At 75.3% G+C, this 16,310-nt stretch carries 19 protein-coding genes; 7 read left to right on the forward strand and 12 right to left on the reverse strand.

Going from position 1 to position 16,310, the window contains the following annotated elements; all coding sequences use genetic code 11:
- Positions 1-259: 259 nt before the first annotated feature.
- On the forward strand, positions 260-1,240 hold the full coding sequence (locus GC089_RS15530) for an NADP-dependent oxidoreductase (protein ID WP_155378397.1): 981 nt from the start codon (positions 260-262) through the stop codon (positions 1,238-1,240).
- 58 nt (positions 1,241-1,298) lie between these two features.
- Here the strand turns inward: GC089_RS15530 and GC089_RS15535 are convergent, their stop codons facing one another.
- Positions 1,299-1,538: a hypothetical protein gene (locus tag GC089_RS15535; protein ID WP_155378398.1), complete on the reverse strand. Its 240-nt coding sequence runs from the start codon at positions 1,536-1,538 to the stop codon at positions 1,299-1,301.
- A 143-nt stretch (positions 1,539-1,681) separates the two neighbouring features.
- Here GC089_RS15535 and GC089_RS20215 point away from each other — a divergent pair, with 143 nt between their 5' ends.
- Together GC089_RS20215 and GC089_RS20220 are read left to right on the forward strand one after the other, a co-directional pair.
- Positions 1,682-2,125, forward strand: coding sequence for an EamA family transporter (locus GC089_RS20215; protein WP_370514022.1), 444 nt, complete (start codon positions 1,682-1,684; stop codon positions 2,123-2,125).
- The gene (locus GC089_RS20220; RefSeq protein ID WP_370514023.1) at positions 2,044-2,643 is read left to right on the forward strand and encodes a DMT family transporter; all 600 of its coding nucleotides are present in this window, start codon (positions 2,044-2,046) and stop codon (positions 2,641-2,643) included. Before GC089_RS20215 ends, GC089_RS20220 begins: the two co-directional genes overlap by 82 nt.
- Here GC089_RS20220 and ispF read toward each other — a convergent pair.
- The 3 genes from ispF to GC089_RS15555 all read right to left on the reverse strand — a co-directional run bounded on the left by ispF (position 2,624) and on the right by GC089_RS15555 (position 4,432).
- Entirely contained in the window at positions 2,624-3,130 is a 507-nt protein-coding gene (gene ispF, locus GC089_RS15545) for a 2-C-methyl-D-erythritol 2,4-cyclodiphosphate synthase (protein ID WP_155378399.1), read from the reverse strand. The two genes, GC089_RS20220 and ispF, sit on opposite strands and share 20 nt — an antisense overlap.
- A complete protein-coding gene (ispD, locus tag GC089_RS15550; RefSeq protein WP_155378400.1) occupies positions 3,127-3,873 on the reverse strand; it encodes a 2-C-methyl-D-erythritol 4-phosphate cytidylyltransferase in 747 nt (248 codons plus the stop codon). Before ispD ends, ispF begins: the two co-directional genes overlap by 4 nt.
- A 76-nt stretch (positions 3,874-3,949) precedes the next feature.
- Entirely contained in the window at positions 3,950-4,432 is a 483-nt protein-coding gene (locus tag GC089_RS15555) for a CarD family transcriptional regulator (protein ID WP_136518458.1), read from the reverse strand.
- A gap of 313 nt (positions 4,433-4,745) precedes the next feature.
- Here GC089_RS15555 and GC089_RS15560 point away from each other — a divergent pair, with 313 nt between their 5' ends.
- Positions 4,746-5,411: a hypothetical protein gene (locus tag GC089_RS15560; RefSeq protein ID WP_155378401.1), complete on the forward strand. Its 666-nt coding sequence runs from the start codon at positions 4,746-4,748 to the stop codon at positions 5,409-5,411.
- 116 nt (positions 5,412-5,527) lie between these two features.
- Here the strand turns inward: GC089_RS15560 and pstB are convergent, their stop codons facing one another.
- The 6 genes from pstB to GC089_RS15590 form a co-directional block, all read right to left on the reverse strand.
- A complete protein-coding gene (gene pstB / locus GC089_RS15565; RefSeq protein ID WP_155378402.1) occupies positions 5,528-6,307 on the reverse strand; it encodes a phosphate ABC transporter ATP-binding protein PstB in 780 nt (259 codons plus the stop codon).
- 38 nt (positions 6,308-6,345) lie between these two features.
- Positions 6,346-7,410 carry a phosphate ABC transporter permease PstA gene (gene pstA / locus GC089_RS15570; RefSeq protein ID WP_155378403.1) on the reverse strand — a complete coding sequence of 355 codons (1,065 nt, stop codon included), beginning with the start codon at positions 7,408-7,410 and terminating at the stop codon, positions 6,346-6,348.
- Positions 7,410-8,414, reverse strand: coding sequence for a phosphate ABC transporter permease subunit PstC (gene pstC / locus GC089_RS15575; RefSeq protein ID WP_155378404.1), 1,005 nt, complete (start codon positions 8,412-8,414; stop codon positions 7,410-7,412). Before pstC ends, pstA begins: the two co-directional genes overlap by 1 nt.
- 151 nt (positions 8,415-8,565) lie before the next feature.
- Entirely contained in the window at positions 8,566-9,696 is a 1,131-nt protein-coding gene (gene pstS / locus GC089_RS15580; RefSeq protein WP_155378405.1) for a phosphate ABC transporter substrate-binding protein PstS, read from the reverse strand.
- Between the two features lie 229 nt (positions 9,697-9,925).
- A complete protein-coding gene (locus tag GC089_RS15585; protein WP_155378406.1) occupies positions 9,926-10,639 on the reverse strand; it encodes a response regulator transcription factor in 714 nt (237 codons plus the stop codon).
- Entirely contained in the window at positions 10,636-11,853 is a 1,218-nt protein-coding gene (locus GC089_RS15590; protein ID WP_155379279.1) for a cell wall metabolism sensor histidine kinase WalK, read from the reverse strand. The genes GC089_RS15585 and GC089_RS15590 overlap by 4 nt, the downstream gene beginning before the upstream one ends.
- Positions 11,854-12,017: 164 nt before the next feature.
- On the opposite strand from GC089_RS15590, the gene phoU reads away from it, so the two are divergent.
- A complete protein-coding gene (phoU, locus tag GC089_RS15595; RefSeq protein WP_155378407.1) occupies positions 12,018-12,692 on the forward strand; it encodes a phosphate signaling complex protein PhoU in 675 nt (224 codons plus the stop codon).
- Positions 12,693-12,926: 234 nt separating this feature from the next.
- On the opposite strand, the gene GC089_RS15600 is transcribed toward phoU, so the two are convergent.
- A complete protein-coding gene (locus GC089_RS15600) occupies positions 12,927-13,667 on the reverse strand; it encodes a phosphoglyceromutase (protein ID WP_155378408.1) in 741 nt (246 codons plus the stop codon).
- Between the two features lie 137 nt (positions 13,668-13,804).
- Here GC089_RS15600 and GC089_RS15605 point away from each other — a divergent pair, with 137 nt between their 5' ends.
- Together GC089_RS15605 and GC089_RS15610 are read left to right on the forward strand one after the other, a co-directional pair.
- A complete protein-coding gene (locus GC089_RS15605; protein WP_155378409.1) occupies positions 13,805-14,443 on the forward strand; it encodes a hypothetical protein in 639 nt (212 codons plus the stop codon).
- Positions 14,440-14,952 carry an RNA polymerase sigma factor gene (locus tag GC089_RS15610; RefSeq protein WP_155378410.1) on the forward strand — a complete coding sequence of 171 codons (513 nt, stop codon included), beginning with the start codon at positions 14,440-14,442 and terminating at the stop codon, positions 14,950-14,952. The genes GC089_RS15605 and GC089_RS15610 overlap by 4 nt, the downstream gene beginning before the upstream one ends.
- A gap of 21 nt (positions 14,953-14,973) precedes the next feature.
- Here GC089_RS15610 and GC089_RS15615 read toward each other — a convergent pair whose 3' ends face one another.
- Positions 14,974-16,308: a glycosyltransferase gene (locus GC089_RS15615; protein WP_230684873.1), complete on the reverse strand. Its 1,335-nt coding sequence runs from the start codon at positions 16,306-16,308 to the stop codon at positions 14,974-14,976.
- Positions 16,309-16,310 lie beyond the last annotated feature (2 nt).

The following is a 16,310-nucleotide window of genomic DNA, read 5'->3' on the forward strand; positions in this document are numbered from 1 at the left end:
TTCACGCACTTGTCCTGGACGCGCGCTCAGAACCACCTATCGGGACGCGCGACCCGCCGATGAGCGCCAGGCCGCGTGCCGACGGCGGCCCTCGTCCCCGGCGGCCGCCCTGGCGCGCGTGCGCACGCCTGCGCCCCCTCGGGTCACAGGCGGACCCGACGCCGCCACCCCCGCGGGTGACACGCCGCACGCGCTTCCCTCCAACGGGTGACGGCAGCCGATGTGGCCACCCGCGCCGCGCAGGGCCAGGCTGTCCGTCGTGAGTGACACGGGTCGGGCCGTCGTGGCGCAGGCGCTCGGCGGGCCCGAGGTGCTGCAGGTCGTCCGGCGCGGGACGCCGGCCCCCGGGGCCGGCGAGGTCGTCGTCCAGGTGACGGCCGCCGGCGTGAACCCCTGGGACTGGAAGAGCTACGCGCCGGGGTCCGGTGCGACGCCACCGGTCGCGCTCGGCCTCGAGGTCGCGGGCGTCGTCCGCGAGGTCGGGACCGGCGTGCGCTGGTTCTCGCCCGGCGACGAGGTCGTGGCGTGGCCGGTCCGCGGCGGCTACGCGGACCTCGTGACGGTGCCGCAGGAGGTGCTCGTGCGGCGGCCGTCCTCGCTGTCCGCCACCGCCGCGGCGGGCCTGCTCTCCGCCGGTGCGGCCGCGCTGCACGCCGTCGTCGCGACCGAGGTCGACGCGGAGGAGGTCGTGCTCGTGCACGGCGCCTCCGGCGGCGTGGGACGCATGGCGGTGCAGCTCGCGGTGCTCCGCGGCGCGCACGTCGTGGCGACCGCGTCGCCCGCCTGGCACAGCTGCCTGAGCCGCCTCGGCGCCGTGCCCGTCGCGCACGGACCAGGGCTGCTCGACCGCGTCCGCGACGCCGCCGCCGGGCTCGGCGAGGTCGTCGCCGCGGTCGACGCCGTGGGCACCGCGGAGGCGCTCGAGACCTCGGTCGCGCTGGTGGCCGACCGGCGGCGCGTCGCCACGCTCGTCGCGCTCGACCGCGCGGCCGCGCTCGGGGTGCGCGCGCTGGGTCACGGGCCGGGCGCGGAGCCCGGGACGGACGTGCGGGAGGCCGCCCGGGCCCAGCTCACCGCGCTCGCGGCGGACGGGACGCTCGACGTGCTCGTCACCGGGACGTACGCGCTCGAGGACGCGGCACGCGCGCACGAGCGGTCACGCGCGGGGCACGCCGGCGGCAAGCTCGTGCTCGTCACGGACGCAGCGGCCGCGACGGGCGACCGCGGCCCCGTGCACTGACGCGCCGCCCGCCGGCGAGGACGGGCACCGGCACGTCAGCGCTGCAGCCCGGTACGCCTCAGCGCTGCAGCCAGGGCAGGACGACGTCCGGCGGCGGGGCGACCGGTGCGGCGGGCCGCGCCCGCTCGTCGACCTGCTGCAGGCCGCTGTAGGCCGCCTCGAGGGTCTCCAGCGGCACGCGGTTGCGCTGCCGGACCGGCAGGGGCGGGGTGCGCTGCGGCAGGGCGGGGGGCGCGGCGTGGTTGCCCGCGCCCGCGTCCGGCGCCTGGCGGCGCTCGTCGGTGGTGGGCATCGTCACGCCGTCGCACGGTACCGGCGATTCGTCCGGATCGCGACGTCCGTCCGACTGGCGGCCCGCTCGTCCCACCGCCCGACGCGCCTGCGACCGTGCGCACCCGCGTCCGCTGGTCGTGCGGGGCGCGGCACCCGCACACTCGTGGGGTGCCGGTCCGTCACCGCCTGCTCGCCGCGCTCGTCGCGGTGACCTGGGGCCTGAACTTCCCCGCGATCCACCTCTCGCTCGAGCAGTTCCCGCCGTTCTTCCTCGTGGCCCTGCGCTGGGCGCTGGTCGCCGTCCCCACCGTGCTGCTCGTGCCGCGCCCGCGCGTCGCGTGGCGGTGGCTCGTCGGCTACGGCCTGGGCTTCGGGGTGCTGCAGTTCGTCTTCCTCTACCTGGCGATGGACACCGGCATGCCGACGGGGCTCGCGTCGCTCGTGCTCCAGTCGTCCGCGCCGTTCACGGTCGTCCTGGCGGCCGCGCTGCTGCGCGAGCGCCTGACACCCCGGCAGGGGTGGGCGTCGCCGTGGCGGTCCTCGGGCTCACCGGCATCGCGGTGCACCGCGCCGGCCTCGAGGGCGGTGCGACGCTCCTGCCCGTCGTCCTGACGCTGTGCGGCGGGCTCGGCTGGGCGCTCGGCAACCTGTGCAACCGCCAGGCGCGTCCCGACTCCCCGTTCCGGCTCATGCTGTGGATGTCGGTCGTGCCGCCCCTGCCGATGCTCGCGCTCTCGCTCGCCCTCGAGGGTCCGGAGGCGATCCGCGCGTCGTGGACGGGGCTGACGACGCCGACGGGCCTCGCCGCCGTCGGCGGGCTGCTGTTCACGGTCCTCGTCGCGACCCTCGTGGGGTCCGGCGTGTGGACGTGGCTCATGTCGCGTCACCCGTCGAGCGTGGTGGCACCGTTCTCGATGCTCGTGCCGGTCGTCGGCATCGGCTCGTCGTGGCTCGTGCTGCACGAGCCGACGGAGCCGGCCGAGCTCGCGCTCGGCGCGCTCGTCGTGGGGGGCGTGCTGCTCGGCAGCGCACCGGCGAGGCGTGCGGCGGCCGCGCGGGAGCGCGCGGTTCCGGAGCACCGGGACGACGTCACGCCGGACGCCGCGGAGGTCAGCCCTCCGGCGCGGTGACGACGTCGGGCCCGGTGACCAGCGCCGTCGCGATGGCGGCCACGCCCTCGCCGCGCCCCGTCAGGCCCAGCCCGTCCGTGGTCGTGGCCGTGACGGTGACGGACGCCCCGCACGCCATCGACAGCACCGCCTGCGCCTCGACCCGGCGCGGCCCGAGCTTGGGCCGGTTGCCGATGACCTGGACCGCCACGTTGCCGATGGTGAAGCCGGCGCGGCGGACCCGGCGCGCCGTCTCGGCGAGGATGGCGGCGCCGGACGCACCGGCCCACCGCGGGTCGCTCGTGCCGAACTGGGCACCGAGGTCGCCGAGACCGGCGGCCGACAGCAGGGCGTCGGCCGCCGCGTGCGCCGCCACGTCGGCGTCGGAGTGCCCCGCGAGCGGGACCTCGCCCGGCCACTCGAGGCCGGCCAGGTGCAGGACGGCGCCGGGGGCCGGGTCGGGGTCGAACGCGTGGACGTCGACGCCGATGCCGGTGCGCAGGTTCACGGGGCACCTCCGGGGACGGGCGCGGCGTGCAGCGCCTCGGCGAGCACGACGTCGCGCGCGGTCGTGATCTTCGCGGCGCGCTCGTCGCCGGGCACGACCCACACGTGGCCGCCCGCCGCCTCGACGAGCCCCGCGTCGTCCGACGCCGCCGTGGCCTCGTCGCCGGCGCGGTGGGCGCCACCCGCGTGCGCGCGCTCGAGCACCGCGCGGGCGAAGCCCTGCGGCGTCTGCACGGCCCGCAGGACGTCGCGGGGCGGGGTCTCGGCGACGGGCCCGCCGTCCGTCCCCCAGGACGCGACCCGCTTGACCGTGTCGACCACCGGCAGCCCGGGGACGACGGCGGGGTGGCCGCCGCGCACCGCGTCGACGACGCGCGCCACGAGGGCGGGCGGGGCGAAGGCGCGCGCGGCGTCGTGCACCAGGACGACGTCGGCGTCCGGCGGCAGCGCGGCGAGGCCCGCGGCGACCGACGCCTGCCGCGTGGGCCCGCCGGGGACGACGGTGACCGGGACGCCCTCGCCGCGCACCGCGGCCAGCGCGTCGGCGATCTCGGCCAGGTGCTCGGCGGGGGCCGTGACGACGAGCGCGGCGACCCGGGACCCGTCGGCGGGACGCGCGTCGAGCAGGGCGCGGGCGGCGTGCGCCACGAGCGGTGCCCCGGCGACGGGCACCAGCGCCTTCGGCAGCGCGTGCCCGAGGCGGGACCCGCTGCCGGCGGCGGTGAGGACGGCGGCGACGCTCATGCGGCGCGGCGGGTGCGTCGGGCGCACAGCAGAAGGTCCGGGTGCGACGCGCGCACCCGGACCGTCGGCCGTGTCGTCAGGACGCCAGGACCTCGTCGAGGATGGCCTCGGCCTTCTCCTCCTCGGTGTGCTCGGCGAGCGCGAGCTCCGAGACGAGGATCTGCCGGGCCTTCGCGAGCATCCGCTTCTCCCCGGCCGAGAGGCCGCGGTCCGCGTCGCGCCGCGACAGGTCGCGGACGACCTCCGCGACCTTGATGACGTCGCCGGACTGGAGCTTCTCGAGGTTGGCCTTGTACCGGCGCGACCAGTTGGTCGGCTCCTCCGTGTACGGGGCACGCAGCACCTCGAACACGCGGTCCAGGCCCTCCTGGCCGACGACGTCGCGGACGCCGACGAGGTCGACGTTCTCGGCGGGCACCTCGATGGTGAGGTCACCGTGCGCGACCTTGAGCTTGAGGTAGATCTTGTCCTCGCCGCGGATCGTGCGGGTCTTGATCTCTTCGATCTTGGCTGCACCGTGGTGCGGGTAGACGACGGTCTCCCCAACAGTGAAAGTCATCTGCCGGTGTCCCCTTTCGCAGACGTGTATGGTATCACGCCCAATTCCGCCCGAACCCGGCGTCGGGCAACCGTCCGGATGATGAAAGCGCAGGTCAGAGGCCTGCAGAAGTCCGCACGGCGACCTGCGGACGTCGCGGGGGTGACGAGGGGCACGGCGTCGCGCCCTGGGCTCGCCCGCTCCCCCGCCCCCGGTAGGCTGGCCACCGGGTCCGCCCCCGCGCCCGCCCGCCGCCGCCTCGCCTGCACCACCGGAGACCGGCCGGACGCCGCGCGCGCGAGTCGAGCAAGCGCAGAGTCGAGCAGGAGACACCGTGACCACGCCCCGCCCCCGTGCCGTCCGCACGGCCCGCCGGACGGCCGCAGCCGCCCTGGCGCTCGCGTCCGCCGCCGCGCTCGCCGGCTGCTCCGCGACCAACCAGATCACGACCGTCGACGACTACCCGCCGTCGGACGGCGTGGCGATCACGGTGGACGAGGTGCGCGCGCTCAACCTGCTCGTGCTCGCCGAGGAGGAGGGCGGGCCGGGCATCCTCGTCGGTGCGCTCGCCAACAACTCCGGCGAGGACACGAGCGTCACGCTCGCGGTCGAGGGCGCGGAGCCCGTCGAGGTCGACGTGCCGAGCTCCGGCACCGTGCTCATGGGCGCCGTCGGCGCGCCGGGCCGCTACCGGACCGTCGAGGTCCCCGTCGCCGAGGTCGCCGCCATCCCCGGCGGCCTGACCACCGTCACGATCTCGACGCCGGCCGGCGGCAGCGACGAGGTCCGGGTCCCCGTGATGGACGGCTCCCTCGCCGAGTACGCGCCGCTGCTCGAGGCGATCGGCCAGACGCCCACGCCGTCGGGCACGCCGACCCCCTCGCCCACCCCGGGCCAGACGCAGGAGGCCTCGGAGCCCGAGCAGGGCCAGGACTCCGACCCCGAGGGCGAGGGCGCCCAGGGCCCCGAGCAGACCGAGGGCACCGGCGACGAGGGCTGACCGCGCGCCCACCTGGCGCACGACGAGGGGCGCCCGCCGTACGGCGGGCGCCCCTCGTGCGTCCTGCGGGCCGTGCGGCCGCCCGTGAGCCTCCTGCGGGCGGTGCGAGGCGCCGGTCAGCCGAAGCGGCCGGAGATGTAGTCCTCGGTCGCCTGCTCGCGGGGCGAGGAGAACATCGTGGCGGTGTCGTCCATCTCGATGAGCTTGCCCGGCTTGCCGGTGCCGGCGATGTTGAAGAACGCCGTCTTGTCCGACACGCGCGCCGCCTGCTGCATGTTGTGCGTGACGATGACGATCGTGTAGTCGCTCTTCAGCTCGGCGATGAGGTCCTCGATCGCCAGCGTCGAGATCGGGTCGAGCGCGGAGCAGGGCTCGTCCATGAGGAGCACCTGCGGCTTGACCGCGATGGCCCGCGCGATGCACAGACGCTGCTGCTGACCGCCGGACAGGCTCGACCCGGGACGCTCGAGGCGGTCCTTGACCTCGTTCCACAGGTTCGCGCCGCGCAGCGACTGCTCGACGAGGTCCTGCTGGTCGCCCTTCGACATGCGGCGGTTGTTCAGCCGGACGCCCGCGAGGACGTTGTCGGCGATCGACATGGTCGGGAACGGGTTCGGGCGCTGGAACACCATGCCGATCTGCCGGCGGACCGTCACCGGGTCGACGTCCGACCCGTAGAGGTCCTGGCCGTCCATGAGGGCCTTGCCGGTGACGCGCGCACCGGGGATGACCTCGTGCATCCGGTTGAGGGTGCGCAGGAACGTCGACTTGCCGCAGCCCGAGGGGCCGATGAGCGCGGTCGCCTGGCGGGCCTCGATGGCCATCGTGACGCCCTCGACCGCGAGGAAGTCGCCGTAGTAGACGTCGAGGTCCGAGACGTCGATCCGCTTGGACATGGGGAGGGTCCTTTCGTGGTCCGGGGAGGGCCGGCGGGTCAGCGGGCGCCCTTGGGGGCGAACCAGCGGCTGATCAGCCGCGCGAGCAGGTTGAGGAGCATGACGATGAGGATGAGCGTGAGCGCCGCGGCCCAGGCACGGTCGATGCCGGTCCCGCCCTGCTCGTACTGGCGGAACGCGAACACCGGCAGCGTGGCCATGCGGCCCTCGAACAGGCTCGTGTTCATCTGCGTGACGAGGCCGACGGTGAGCAGCAGGGGCGCGGTCTCGCCGATGATGCGGGCGACCGCGAGCATGACGCCCGTGACGATGCCGGCGGCCGCGGTGCGGAGCACGACCTTGACGATCGTCAGCCACTTCGGCACGCCGAGCGCGTACGACGCCTCGCGCAGCTCGTTCGGGACGAGCCGCAGCATCTCCTCGACCGAGCGGATCACGACGGGCGTCATGAGCAGCGACAGCGCGACGGCGCCCATGATGCCCGCGCGGTACGCCGGCCCGAGGGCGAGCGTGAACACCGCGAAGCCGAACAGGCCGGCGACGATCGACGGGATGCCCGTCATGACGTCCACGAGGAACGTGATCGCGCGCGCCAGCGGGCCGCGCCCGTACTCGACGAGGTAGATCGCCGTGAGCAGGCCGATCGGCACCGAGATCACCGCCGCCGCGAACGTGATGAGCAGCGTGCCGACGACCGCGTGCGCGATGCCGCCCTCGGTCATGTCGCCGAAGATCCCCACCATGTCCGTGGTGAGGAACGTCCAGCTGAACGACGTCATGCCGCGCGTGACGACGAGCAGGACGAGGGAGACCAGCGGGATGAGCGCGAGCAGGAACGCGCCGGTCACGAGCGTCGTGGCCAGGCGGTCCACCGCGCGGCGGCGGCCCTCGACGACGAACGACGCCACCGTGGCGGCGAGCGCGTAGAGGACCGCGCCCAGCCCGACGACGCCGGCGACGGTCGGGGTGCCGAGGACGAGCAGCAGGACGAACGCGGCGAGCAGGCCGCCCGCGAGGAAGGCCCACGTGGCCCAGCGCGGCAGCCGGCCCTGGGACGGGTCGACCAGCGAGGTGGCGGGGGCGGGAGCGGTGTCGACGGCCATCAGTTGGCTCCCGAGAACTCGGCGCGGCGCGCGATGATCCACCGCGCGACGAAGTTGACCGCGAACGTGATGACGAACAGGGCGAGACCGGTGGCGATGAGCGCGCTCACGGACAGCCCGCTGGCCTCGGGGAACTTCGAGGCGATGTTCGCGGCGATGGTCTGGTGCTGCCCCGGCTGGAGCAGGTGGAACGAGTAGAGGAACCCGGGCGAGATGACCATGAGCACCGCCATCGTCTCACCGAGCGCGCGGCCGAGACCGAGCATCGAGGCGCTGATGACACCCGAGCGCCCGAACGGCAGGACCGCCTGGCGGACCATCTCCCAGCGGGTGGCGCCGAGGGCCAGCGAGGCCTCCTCGTGCAGGCGCGGCGTCTGCAGGAACACCTCGCGCGAGACCGCGGTGATGATCGGCAGGATCATCACGGCCAGCACGATCGAGGCCGACAGGATGTTCTTCGCGGGCGCCTGGTAGTCCGCGAACAGCGGGATGAACCCGAGCGCGCCGGAGAGCCACTCGAAGAACGGGTTGACGACGCCGAGCAGCCACAGCGCGCCCCACAGGCCGTAGACCACCGACGGGATCGCCGCCAGCAGGTCGATCAGGTAGCCCAGGCTCTGCGCGAGCCGGCGGGGCGCGTAGTGCGAGATGAACAGCGCGATGCCGACCGAGACCGGCACGGCCATCAGCAGGGCCAGCAGCGACGCGAGCAGCGTGCCGAAGATCAGGGGCCCGACGTACTCGGCGACCGAGTCGCCGTTGAACCACGAGATGTCGCCGAGCTCCTCGGACGACGCCGTGAGCGCCGGCCAGGCGCGGATGACCAGGAAGACCGCGACGGCGGCGAGCGTCAGGAGGATCAGGACGCCGGCGCCGGTCGACAGGCCGGCGAAGACACGGCTGCCGACGCGCCCGGTCGACGCCGCGCGGACGGTCGCACCGGCGTCGACCTGCTCGCCGTCGGGGGAGGTCCCGGACCGGCGGGGAGTGGTGGTGAGAGCCACGGGTTCTCCGGTGGGTGGGGAGGGTGGGGAGGGTGGGTCGAGGGGCTCCGGCGTCAGGCGCCGGCCGCCTCGGCACGCAGGGCGGGAGCCGCCCCGGGACCGTGCGTCCCGGGACGGCTCCCGACCGTCGTGGTCATGCGTGGGGCTCGTGTCAGCCCGCGGTGATGCCGTCGATCGCGGCCTGGACCTCGGCGCGCAGGTCGTCCGAGATCGGGGCGGCACCGGCGACGCTCGGGTCGGCGGCGCGCTCCTGGCCCGCCTCGCTCGCGACGTAGGAGAGGTAGGCCTTCACGTTGTCGGCGTCGGCCTGGTCCTCGTAGACCGAGCAGGCGATGTGGTACGAGATGAGGACCAGCGGGTAGGCGCCGGCCTCGGTCGTGGTGCGGTCGAGCTCGACCACGAGGCGGTTCTCCGTGGCGCCCTCGGCGCGCGGGGACGCGTCGACGACCTTCGCGGCGGCCTCGGCGGAGAACGGCACGTACTCCTCGCCGACCTTCAGCGCGACCGTGCCCAGGTCACCGGCGCGCGAGGCGTCGGCGTAGCCGATCGCACCCTCGGCACCCGTCACCGTGTCGATGACGCCCTGCGTGCCCTGGCCGGACTGCCCGCCCGAGATCGGCCAGTCGCCGCTCGGCTCGTGCGGCCACGCGCCCTCGGACGCGGCGGCGAGGTACTCGGTGAAGTTCTCCGTCGTGCCGGACTCGTCCGAGCGGTTGACGGGGATGATGTCGATCGCGGGGAGCTCGACGTCGGGGTTCTCCGCGGCGATGGCCGGGTCGTTCCACGTCGTGATCTCGCGGTTGAACACCTTGGCGATCGTCGCCGCCGACATGTTGATGTTCTCCGCGTCCACGTCGGGGAGGTTGTAGACGACGGCGATCGGCGAGATGTAGAGCGGGAGCTCGACGGCCTCGCCGCCGACGCAGCGCTCCTCGGCCTGCGCGAGCTCCTCCTCCTTCAGCGCGGCGTCCGAGCCGGCGAACTGCACGGCGCCCGCGAGGAACTGCTCACGGCCACCGCCGGAGCCCACCGCGTCGTAGCTGACGGCCACGTCGGGGTACTGCTCGTTGAAGCCGGCGATCCAGCCGGCGACAGCCTTCTCCTGGGACGACGCCCCGGCGCCGGCGAGCGAACCGCTCAGCTCGGCGGGAGCCTCGTCACCGGAACCCGCGGTGCCCGCGGGCTCCTCGGCGTTGCCACCGGAGCTGCACGCGGCCAGGGTCAGCGCCAGAGCGCCGGTGAGGGCGACGGCACCGAGACGGTTGCGAGGGGAGAGCTTCACTGTGACCCATCCTGTCGATCCGCGCGCACCGGTCGGTGCGCGGCCGATGCCGACGGTAGGGACGCGAGGTGACCGCGACGGCGGTGCTCGGTGAACCCCGGATGAACGCTGGTCGACCGAACGACCGTCCAGGATGCGCAGGAGACCCAGGTCACGTACCGGACGGGTGTCACCGTGACGCGCGCCACGGCCGGCGCCCGGCCCCGCCGGCGCGGCGCCGGGCCGCCGCTCACTCGTCCGGCGTGTCCGACAGCTTGTAGCCCAGCCCGCGCACGGTCGTGAGCAGCGTCGGCGCCGACGGGTCCGGCTCGATCTTCGCGCGGATCCGCTTGACGTGGACGTCGAGCGTCTTCGTGTCCCCCACGTAGTCCGACCCCCACACGCGGTCGATGAGCTGCCCGCGCGTGAGCACCCGCCCGGGGTTGCGCAGCAGCAGCTCGAGCAGCTCGAACTCCTTGAGCGGGAACGGCACGAGCGTGCCGTCGACGTGCACCGTGTGCCGGTCGACGTCCATGCGCACGTGCGCGAGCTCCAGCACGCCGTCGTCCCCCGCCTCGTCCCCGTCGGCGGCCGGGCGCGCGCCGTCCCGGCGGCGCAGGACCGCACGGATGCGGGCGAGCAGCTCACGCGACGAGTAGGGCTTCGTCACGTAGTCGTCGGCGCCGAGCTCGAGGCCCACGACCTTGTCGATCTCGTCGTCCTTGGCCGTGAGCATGATGACGGGCACGTCCGACTCGAGCCGCAGCCGCCGGCACACCTCGGTACCGGGCAGCCCGGGGAGCATGAGGTCGAGGAGCACGAGGTCCGCACCGCCCTCGGCGAAACGCTCGAGGGCCGCCGGTCCCGTCGCGGCGGTGACGACGTCGTAGCCCTCGCGGGTCAGCTGGTACGCGAGGGGGTCGCGGTAGGACTCCTCGTCCTCCACGAGCAGGATGCGGGTCACGTGGTGCTCCTGGGCATCGGTCGGGCCGGCGCGGTGCCGGACGGGGACGCCGGCGCCGCCGGCGGGGTCGGGGACGCGGGCGCACCCGCGGTGCGGTCGTCCGCGACCGGCAGGCGCAGCGTGAACGTCGAGCCGCGGCCCGGCTGGGACCACACGGAGACGTCGCCGCCGTGGTCCGCGGCGACGTGCTTGACGATGGACAGCCCCAGGCCGGTGCCGCCGGTGTCGCGCGAGCGGGCGGGGTCGACGCGGTAGAAGCGCTCGAAGACGCGCTCCTGGTCGGCGGGGTCGATGCCGATCCCCTCGTCCACGACGGCGATCTCCACGAGGTGGCCGCGACGCTCCACCCCCACGCCCACCTGGGTCCCCTCGGGCGAGTACGCGACCGCGTTGTCGAGCAGGTTGCGCACCGCGGTGACGAGGAGGTTGTGGTCGCCGAACACGGTCACGCCGCTCGCGCCGCCCGCGGTCAGCCGCACGTGCTTGGCGTCGGCGCCCGTGCGGGCCCGGTCGAGGGCCTCGGCGACGACGTCGTCGACGCGGACCGGCGCGAGCTCCTCGAGCGCACCCGTCGCCTGCAGGCGGGACAGCTCGATGATCTCGTGGACGAGCGCGGACAGCCGCTGCGCCTCCGCCTGCATGCGCCCGGTGAACCGGCGCACCGCGTCGGGGTCGTCGGCGGCGTCCTGCACGGTCTCCGCGAGCAGGGACAGCGCCCCGACCGGCGTCTTCAGCTCGTGCGACACGTTCACGACGAAGTCGCGGCGGATGGCCTCCAGGCGGCGCGCCTGGGTGAGGTCCTCGGCGAGCAGCAGCACGTGCTCCGGCGTCACCTGCGCCACGCGGACCTGCACGAGCAGGCGACCGGGACCCACGGGGCCGCGCGGCACGTCGACCTCCTCGTCGCGGATGACGCCGTCCCGGCGGACCGCGGCGACCAGGTCACGCATCGAGGCGTGCACGAGGCGCCCGTCGCGGACCAGGCCCAGCGCGTGCGCCGGCGGGCTCGCGCGCACCACGTGGTCGTCGGCGTCGAGGACGATCGCGGCGGACCGGAGCACCGCCAGGGTGCGGACCAGGCCGTCGTCGAGCGCGGGCTCGGGCTGCGGTGGCAGGGTGTGCTGCACGCGCTCGCTCCAGCGGAACGCACCCACGGCGAACGCGCCGACGAGCACCCCCAGCGCCCCGGCCACCAGCGGCGCGAGGCCGTCCATCCACTCCACGCGCCCACAGTAGGCCGACGTCCGGGGACGATCCGGCCACGCGCGGCCGCGGACGCCCGACGGCCGCCGGGTGTTCACCTCCCCGGTGGCGGACGTTCACCGGGCCGTGCGACGGTGTGGGCCGCACCGCGCACCTGCGCGCAGAGAGGGAGCACATGCGGGACATCTTCGAGGCCGAGCTCAAGCAGCTCGGCGAGGACCTGGTGGCCATGAGCGGCCGGGTCGAGCAGGCCGTCAGCAACGCGGGCGTCGCGCTGCTCACGGCCGACCTGCGGCTCGCGGAGTCCGTCATCGCCGACGACCTCGCGATCGACGCGCTCGAGCGGGACCTGGACGACCGCTGCGTGCGCCTGCTCGCGCAGCAGCAGCCCGTCGCCACCGACCTGCGGGTCGTCGTCTCGGCGCTGCGCATGAGCGCGTCCCTGGAGCGCATGGGCGACCTCGCCCGGCACGTCGCGCAGGTCGCCCGGGCGCGCTACCCGCGCGTCGCGGTGCCCGACGACTGCACGGCCGTGTTCACGCAGATGCAGGACGCCGCCGTGCGCGTCGCGCGCCGCACCACCACGCTGCTCGAGACCCGTGACATGGCGCTCGCCGAGAGCATCGAGCAGGACGACGACCTGCTCGACCAGCTGCACACCGACACGTTCACGGCGATGCTCTCGGGCTCCTGGTCGTACGACGTGCAGGAGACCGTCGACGTCACGCTGCTCGGCCGGTACTACGAGCGGTTCGGCGACCACGCCGTGTCCGTCGCGCGCCGCGTCGTCTACCTCGTCACCGGGGACACCGCGCACGCGCTCGACCCCGCCGCGGTCCGTCCGGCCTGAGGCCGGCACCGTCCTCGTCGGCCCGGACACCTCCGGCGCGCCGACGACCGCCGAGCCGGTGACCCCGGCTCGCACCGCGAGGCGCCCGTCCCGGGGAGGGGGCGGGCGCCTCGTCGTTCCCGCCCCCGGCCCGGGGCGGACGGGACCCGACGCGGGCCGGAGGGGAGCCCGACGTCGGCCCGGCACGACGGAGCCGCCGGCACCCCACGGGTGCCGGCGGCTCCGGGCGCCAGGTCAGCGCCCCTGGTTCGCCACCGCGGCGATCGCCGCCTTCGCGGCCTCCGGGTCGAGGTACGTGCCGCCGGGGACGGTCGGCTTCAGCGTCTCCTCGTCGAGCTCGTAGAGCAGCGGGATGCCGGTGGGGATGTTGATGCCGGCGATGGTCTGCTCGTCGACGTCGTCCAGGTGCTTGACGAGCGCGCGGATCGAGTTGCCGTGCGCGGCGACGAGGACCGTCTTGCGCGCCTTCAGGTCCGGCACGATCTCGGACTCCCAGTACGGCAGCGCGCGGACCAGCACCTGCGCGAGCGCCTCGGTGCGCGGGATCGGCTCGCCGGCGTAGCGGGGGTCGGTGTCCTGCGAGAACTCGCTGCCCAGCTCGATCTCCGGCGGCGGGACGTCGTACGAGCGGCGCCAGAGCATGAACTGCTCCTCGCCGTACTCCTCGAGCGTCTGCTTCTTGTTCTTGCCCTGCAGGGCGCCGTAGTGGCGCTCGTTCAGGCGCCACGAGCGCTTGACCGGGATCCACAGGCGGTCGGCCGCGTCGAGCGCGTAGTTCGCCGTCGTGATCGCACGGCGCAGCAGCGACGTGTGCACGACGTCCGGCAGCACGCCGGCGTCCGTGAGCAGCGTGCCGCCGCGCTTGGCCTCCTCGACGCCCTTCTCCGACAGCGGGACGTCGACCCAGCCGGTGAAGAGGTTCTTCGCGTTCCACTCGCTCTCGCCGTGGCGGAGCAGCACGAGGGTGTAGGTCATGCGCCCATCCTGCCGCAGCGCCGCAGGCGGGGCGCAGGGACGTCCGTCCCGCGGTCGGGTGGTCGCGGACCCGTGGACGTCCGGCCACCTGCCGGACACGTACGGGGTGCAGGCTCCCCACGACCCCAGGAGTGGCCATGTCCCTCGACCACGGGCGCGACGCGCTCGACGACCTCCTCGACGCGTCGGCCCCCGCCGTCGCGCCGGTGTCCGCCCGGCTGCGCGACGAGCTCGCGACGATGGTGCAGGAGGCACGCCACGACGCCCGTCCGAGCGCGGTCGTGCGTCGCCTCCCCCGTGCCGTCGCCGTCACCGGGGCCGTCGCGCTGCTCGCGGGCGGGGCCGGCGCGGCCGCGGCCACGTCCGACCTTTGGTCGCCGTGGGCGCGCACCCCCGCCGCGACCTACACGTACACGCTGCCCAGCGGCGCGGTCTGCGAGGAGCGGATCGGGAACTTCGTCGCGCAGGACGCGGCCGCGACCCGGGCCGCGCAGGAGTGGCTCGCGAGCGTCGACGTGCTGGCGGTCGCGGACGTCGAGGGCGTGTACGCGCGCATGAAGGCGGACCTGGACGTCGTCGCGCTCGACGCGCAGGGCCGTGAGGTGCCCGGCCACTACGGCACCCCGCACTGGAACGCCGACCGGCACTACTCGATGGCGGTGCACCGCGCCGTGGGCGAGGCGATCGACGCCGAGCTGGTCCGCCAGGGCTTCGACCTCGAGCAGGTCCAGATGGAGCGCAGCGGCCAGATCTCCTGCCCGGGCGCGCAGTGGTGAGGCGCCGCCCCACGCCGGACGAGCGGCTGACGGTCGCGCTCGACGCGTCCGGCGCCGACCTGCTCGCCTACCTGACCCGGCGCGTCGGGCCGGCCGACGCCGCCGACCTGCTCGCCGACGCGATGGTCGCGGCGTGGCGACGCGTCGACGACCTGCCGGTCGAGCCCGAGCGGGCGCGGATGTGGCTGTTCGGCATCGCGCGGAACACGCTGCTCAACCACCACCGCGGCGAGGTGCGCCGGCGCCGGCTCGCGGACCGGGTGCGCGAGGCGCTCGCAGGGGACGCGGCGACGGCGCCCGCGGCGGACGCGGGTGCGGAGGTGCGGGACGCGGTCGCCCGGCTCGACCCCGACCTGGCGGAGCTGGTGCGGCTCGTGCACTGGGACGGCTTCACCCTGGCGGAGGCAGCCGAGCTGACCGGTGTCCCCGCGTCCACGGCGCGCAGCCGCTACCAGCGGGCGCGGGGCGAGCTGCGCGCGGCGCTCGGCGTCGGGGCGCGCGCCTCCTGACGGGCGCGGCGGGCCGGCTGCTCAGCCGCGCTGCTCGGCGGCGACCGAGTAGACCTTGAGCAGCTGGTCCGCCGCGGCGTCCCAGCCGAACCGCTCGGCGACGCCCCGCGCGGCACCGGCCCACGCGGCGCGCCGTGCGTCGTCCGCGAGCGCGTCCGCGACCACGTCCGCCCAGCGCGCCGGGTCGTGCCCGCGCACGAGACGGCCCGAGACCCCGTCGTCGACGACCGTGCGCAGCCCGCCGACCGCCGCCGCCAGCACCGGGACGCCGCTCGCCTGCGCCTCGGCGGCGACGAGGCCGAACGACTCCGAGCGGGAGGGCATGGCGACGACGTCGGCCGCGTGGTACCAGCGCGCGAGCTCGTCACGCGGCGCCGGGGGGCGCACCACGACGTCGTCCGCGACGCCCACGGTGGCGGCGAGCGCGAGCAGCTCGCGCACCGCCGTCGGCCGCCCGCTGGGCCCGCCGAGCACGACGAGCAGCGGGACGGGCCGTCCCGACGCCTTGAGGACGCCCAGCGCACGGACGAGCACGTCGGGGGCCTTGAGCGGCTGCACGCGCCCGGCGAACAGCACGACCTGCCGGTCGGCCGGCAGGCCGAGGGCACGCCGCGCGGCCTCGCGCCCGCCGGCCGGTGCGGGCGCGAACCGGTCCAGGTCGACGCCTGGCTCGACCACGTGCACGCGCTGCGGGTCCGCGCCGTACAGGTCGACGAGCTCCCGCGCCTCGACGCCGGTGGAGGCCACGAGCGCGTCCGCCTCGGCGACGACCTGCTCCTCCCCCACCACGCGCACGGTCGGCTCCGGGCTGTCACCGGGGCCGAGGCTCGCGTTCTTCACCCGTGCCAGCGTGTGCGCGGTGTGCACGAGCGGCACCTCCCAGCGCTGCGCCGCGAGCGCGCCGACCTGGCCCGACAGCCAGTAGTGGGAGTGCACGACGTCGTACCAGCCGGGCCGGCGCGCGGCCTCCGAGCGCAGGACGCCGGCCGCCATGCCGCACAGCACGCCGGGCAGGTCGTTCTTGTCGAGCGCCTCGAACGGGCCCGCGGGCACGTGGTGCACGAGGACGGGCGGGACGACGCCCGCCGGCACGTCCCGCGCGAGCAGGACGTCGCGCGCCTCGGCGCCCGCGATGCGGTGACCGTCCGGTGCGGCGCCGTCGAGCACGACCGTCTCGGGCAGGTCCGACGACGTCGCGCGCGTGAAGATCTCGACGCGCGCCCCGCGGGCCGCGAGCGCGCGCGAGAGCTCCAGCACGTACACGTTCATGCCGCCCGCGTCGCCCGTCCCGGGCTGGTCGAGCGGCGACGTGTGCACCGAGAGCATGGCCACCCGGGGTGCTCGCTCGACCGTCACGT

Origin of the sequence: Cellulomonas sp. JZ18 (genome assembly GCF_009720485.1) — a bacterium.
Taxonomy (GTDB): domain Bacteria; phylum Actinomycetota; class Actinomycetes; order Actinomycetales; family Cellulomonadaceae; genus Cellulomonas.

Bases quoted from the DNA above. Each gene is read 5' to 3' on its own strand.
- pstB (WP_155378402.1), bottom strand. From the start codon at position 6,307: ATGTCCAAGCGGATCGACGTCTCGGACCTCGACGTCTACTACGGCGAC.
- GC089_RS15555 (WP_136518458.1), bottom strand. From the start codon at position 4,432: ATGACTTTCACTGTTGGGGAGACCGTCGTCTACCCGCACCACGGTGCA.
- pstA (WP_155378403.1), bottom strand. From the start codon at position 7,410: ATGGCCGTCGACACCGCTCCCGCCCCCGCCACCTCGCTGGTCGACCCG.
- GC089_RS15600 (WP_155378408.1), bottom strand. From the start codon at position 13,667: ATGACCTACACCCTCGTGCTGCTCCGCCACGGCGAGAGCGAGTGGAAC.
- phoU (WP_155378407.1), top strand. From the start codon at position 12,018: ATGCGGGACATCTTCGAGGCCGAGCTCAAGCAGCTCGGCGAGGACCTG.
- GC089_RS15605 (WP_155378409.1), top strand. From the start codon at position 13,805: ATGTCCCTCGACCACGGGCGCGACGCGCTCGACGACCTCCTCGACGCG.
- GC089_RS15590 (WP_155379279.1), bottom strand. From the start codon at position 11,853: ATGGACGGCCTCGCGCCGCTGGTGGCCGGGGCGCTGGGGGTGCTCGTC.
- ispD (WP_155378400.1), bottom strand. From the start codon at position 3,873: ATGAGCGTCGCCGCCGTCCTCACCGCCGCCGGCAGCGGGTCCCGCCTC.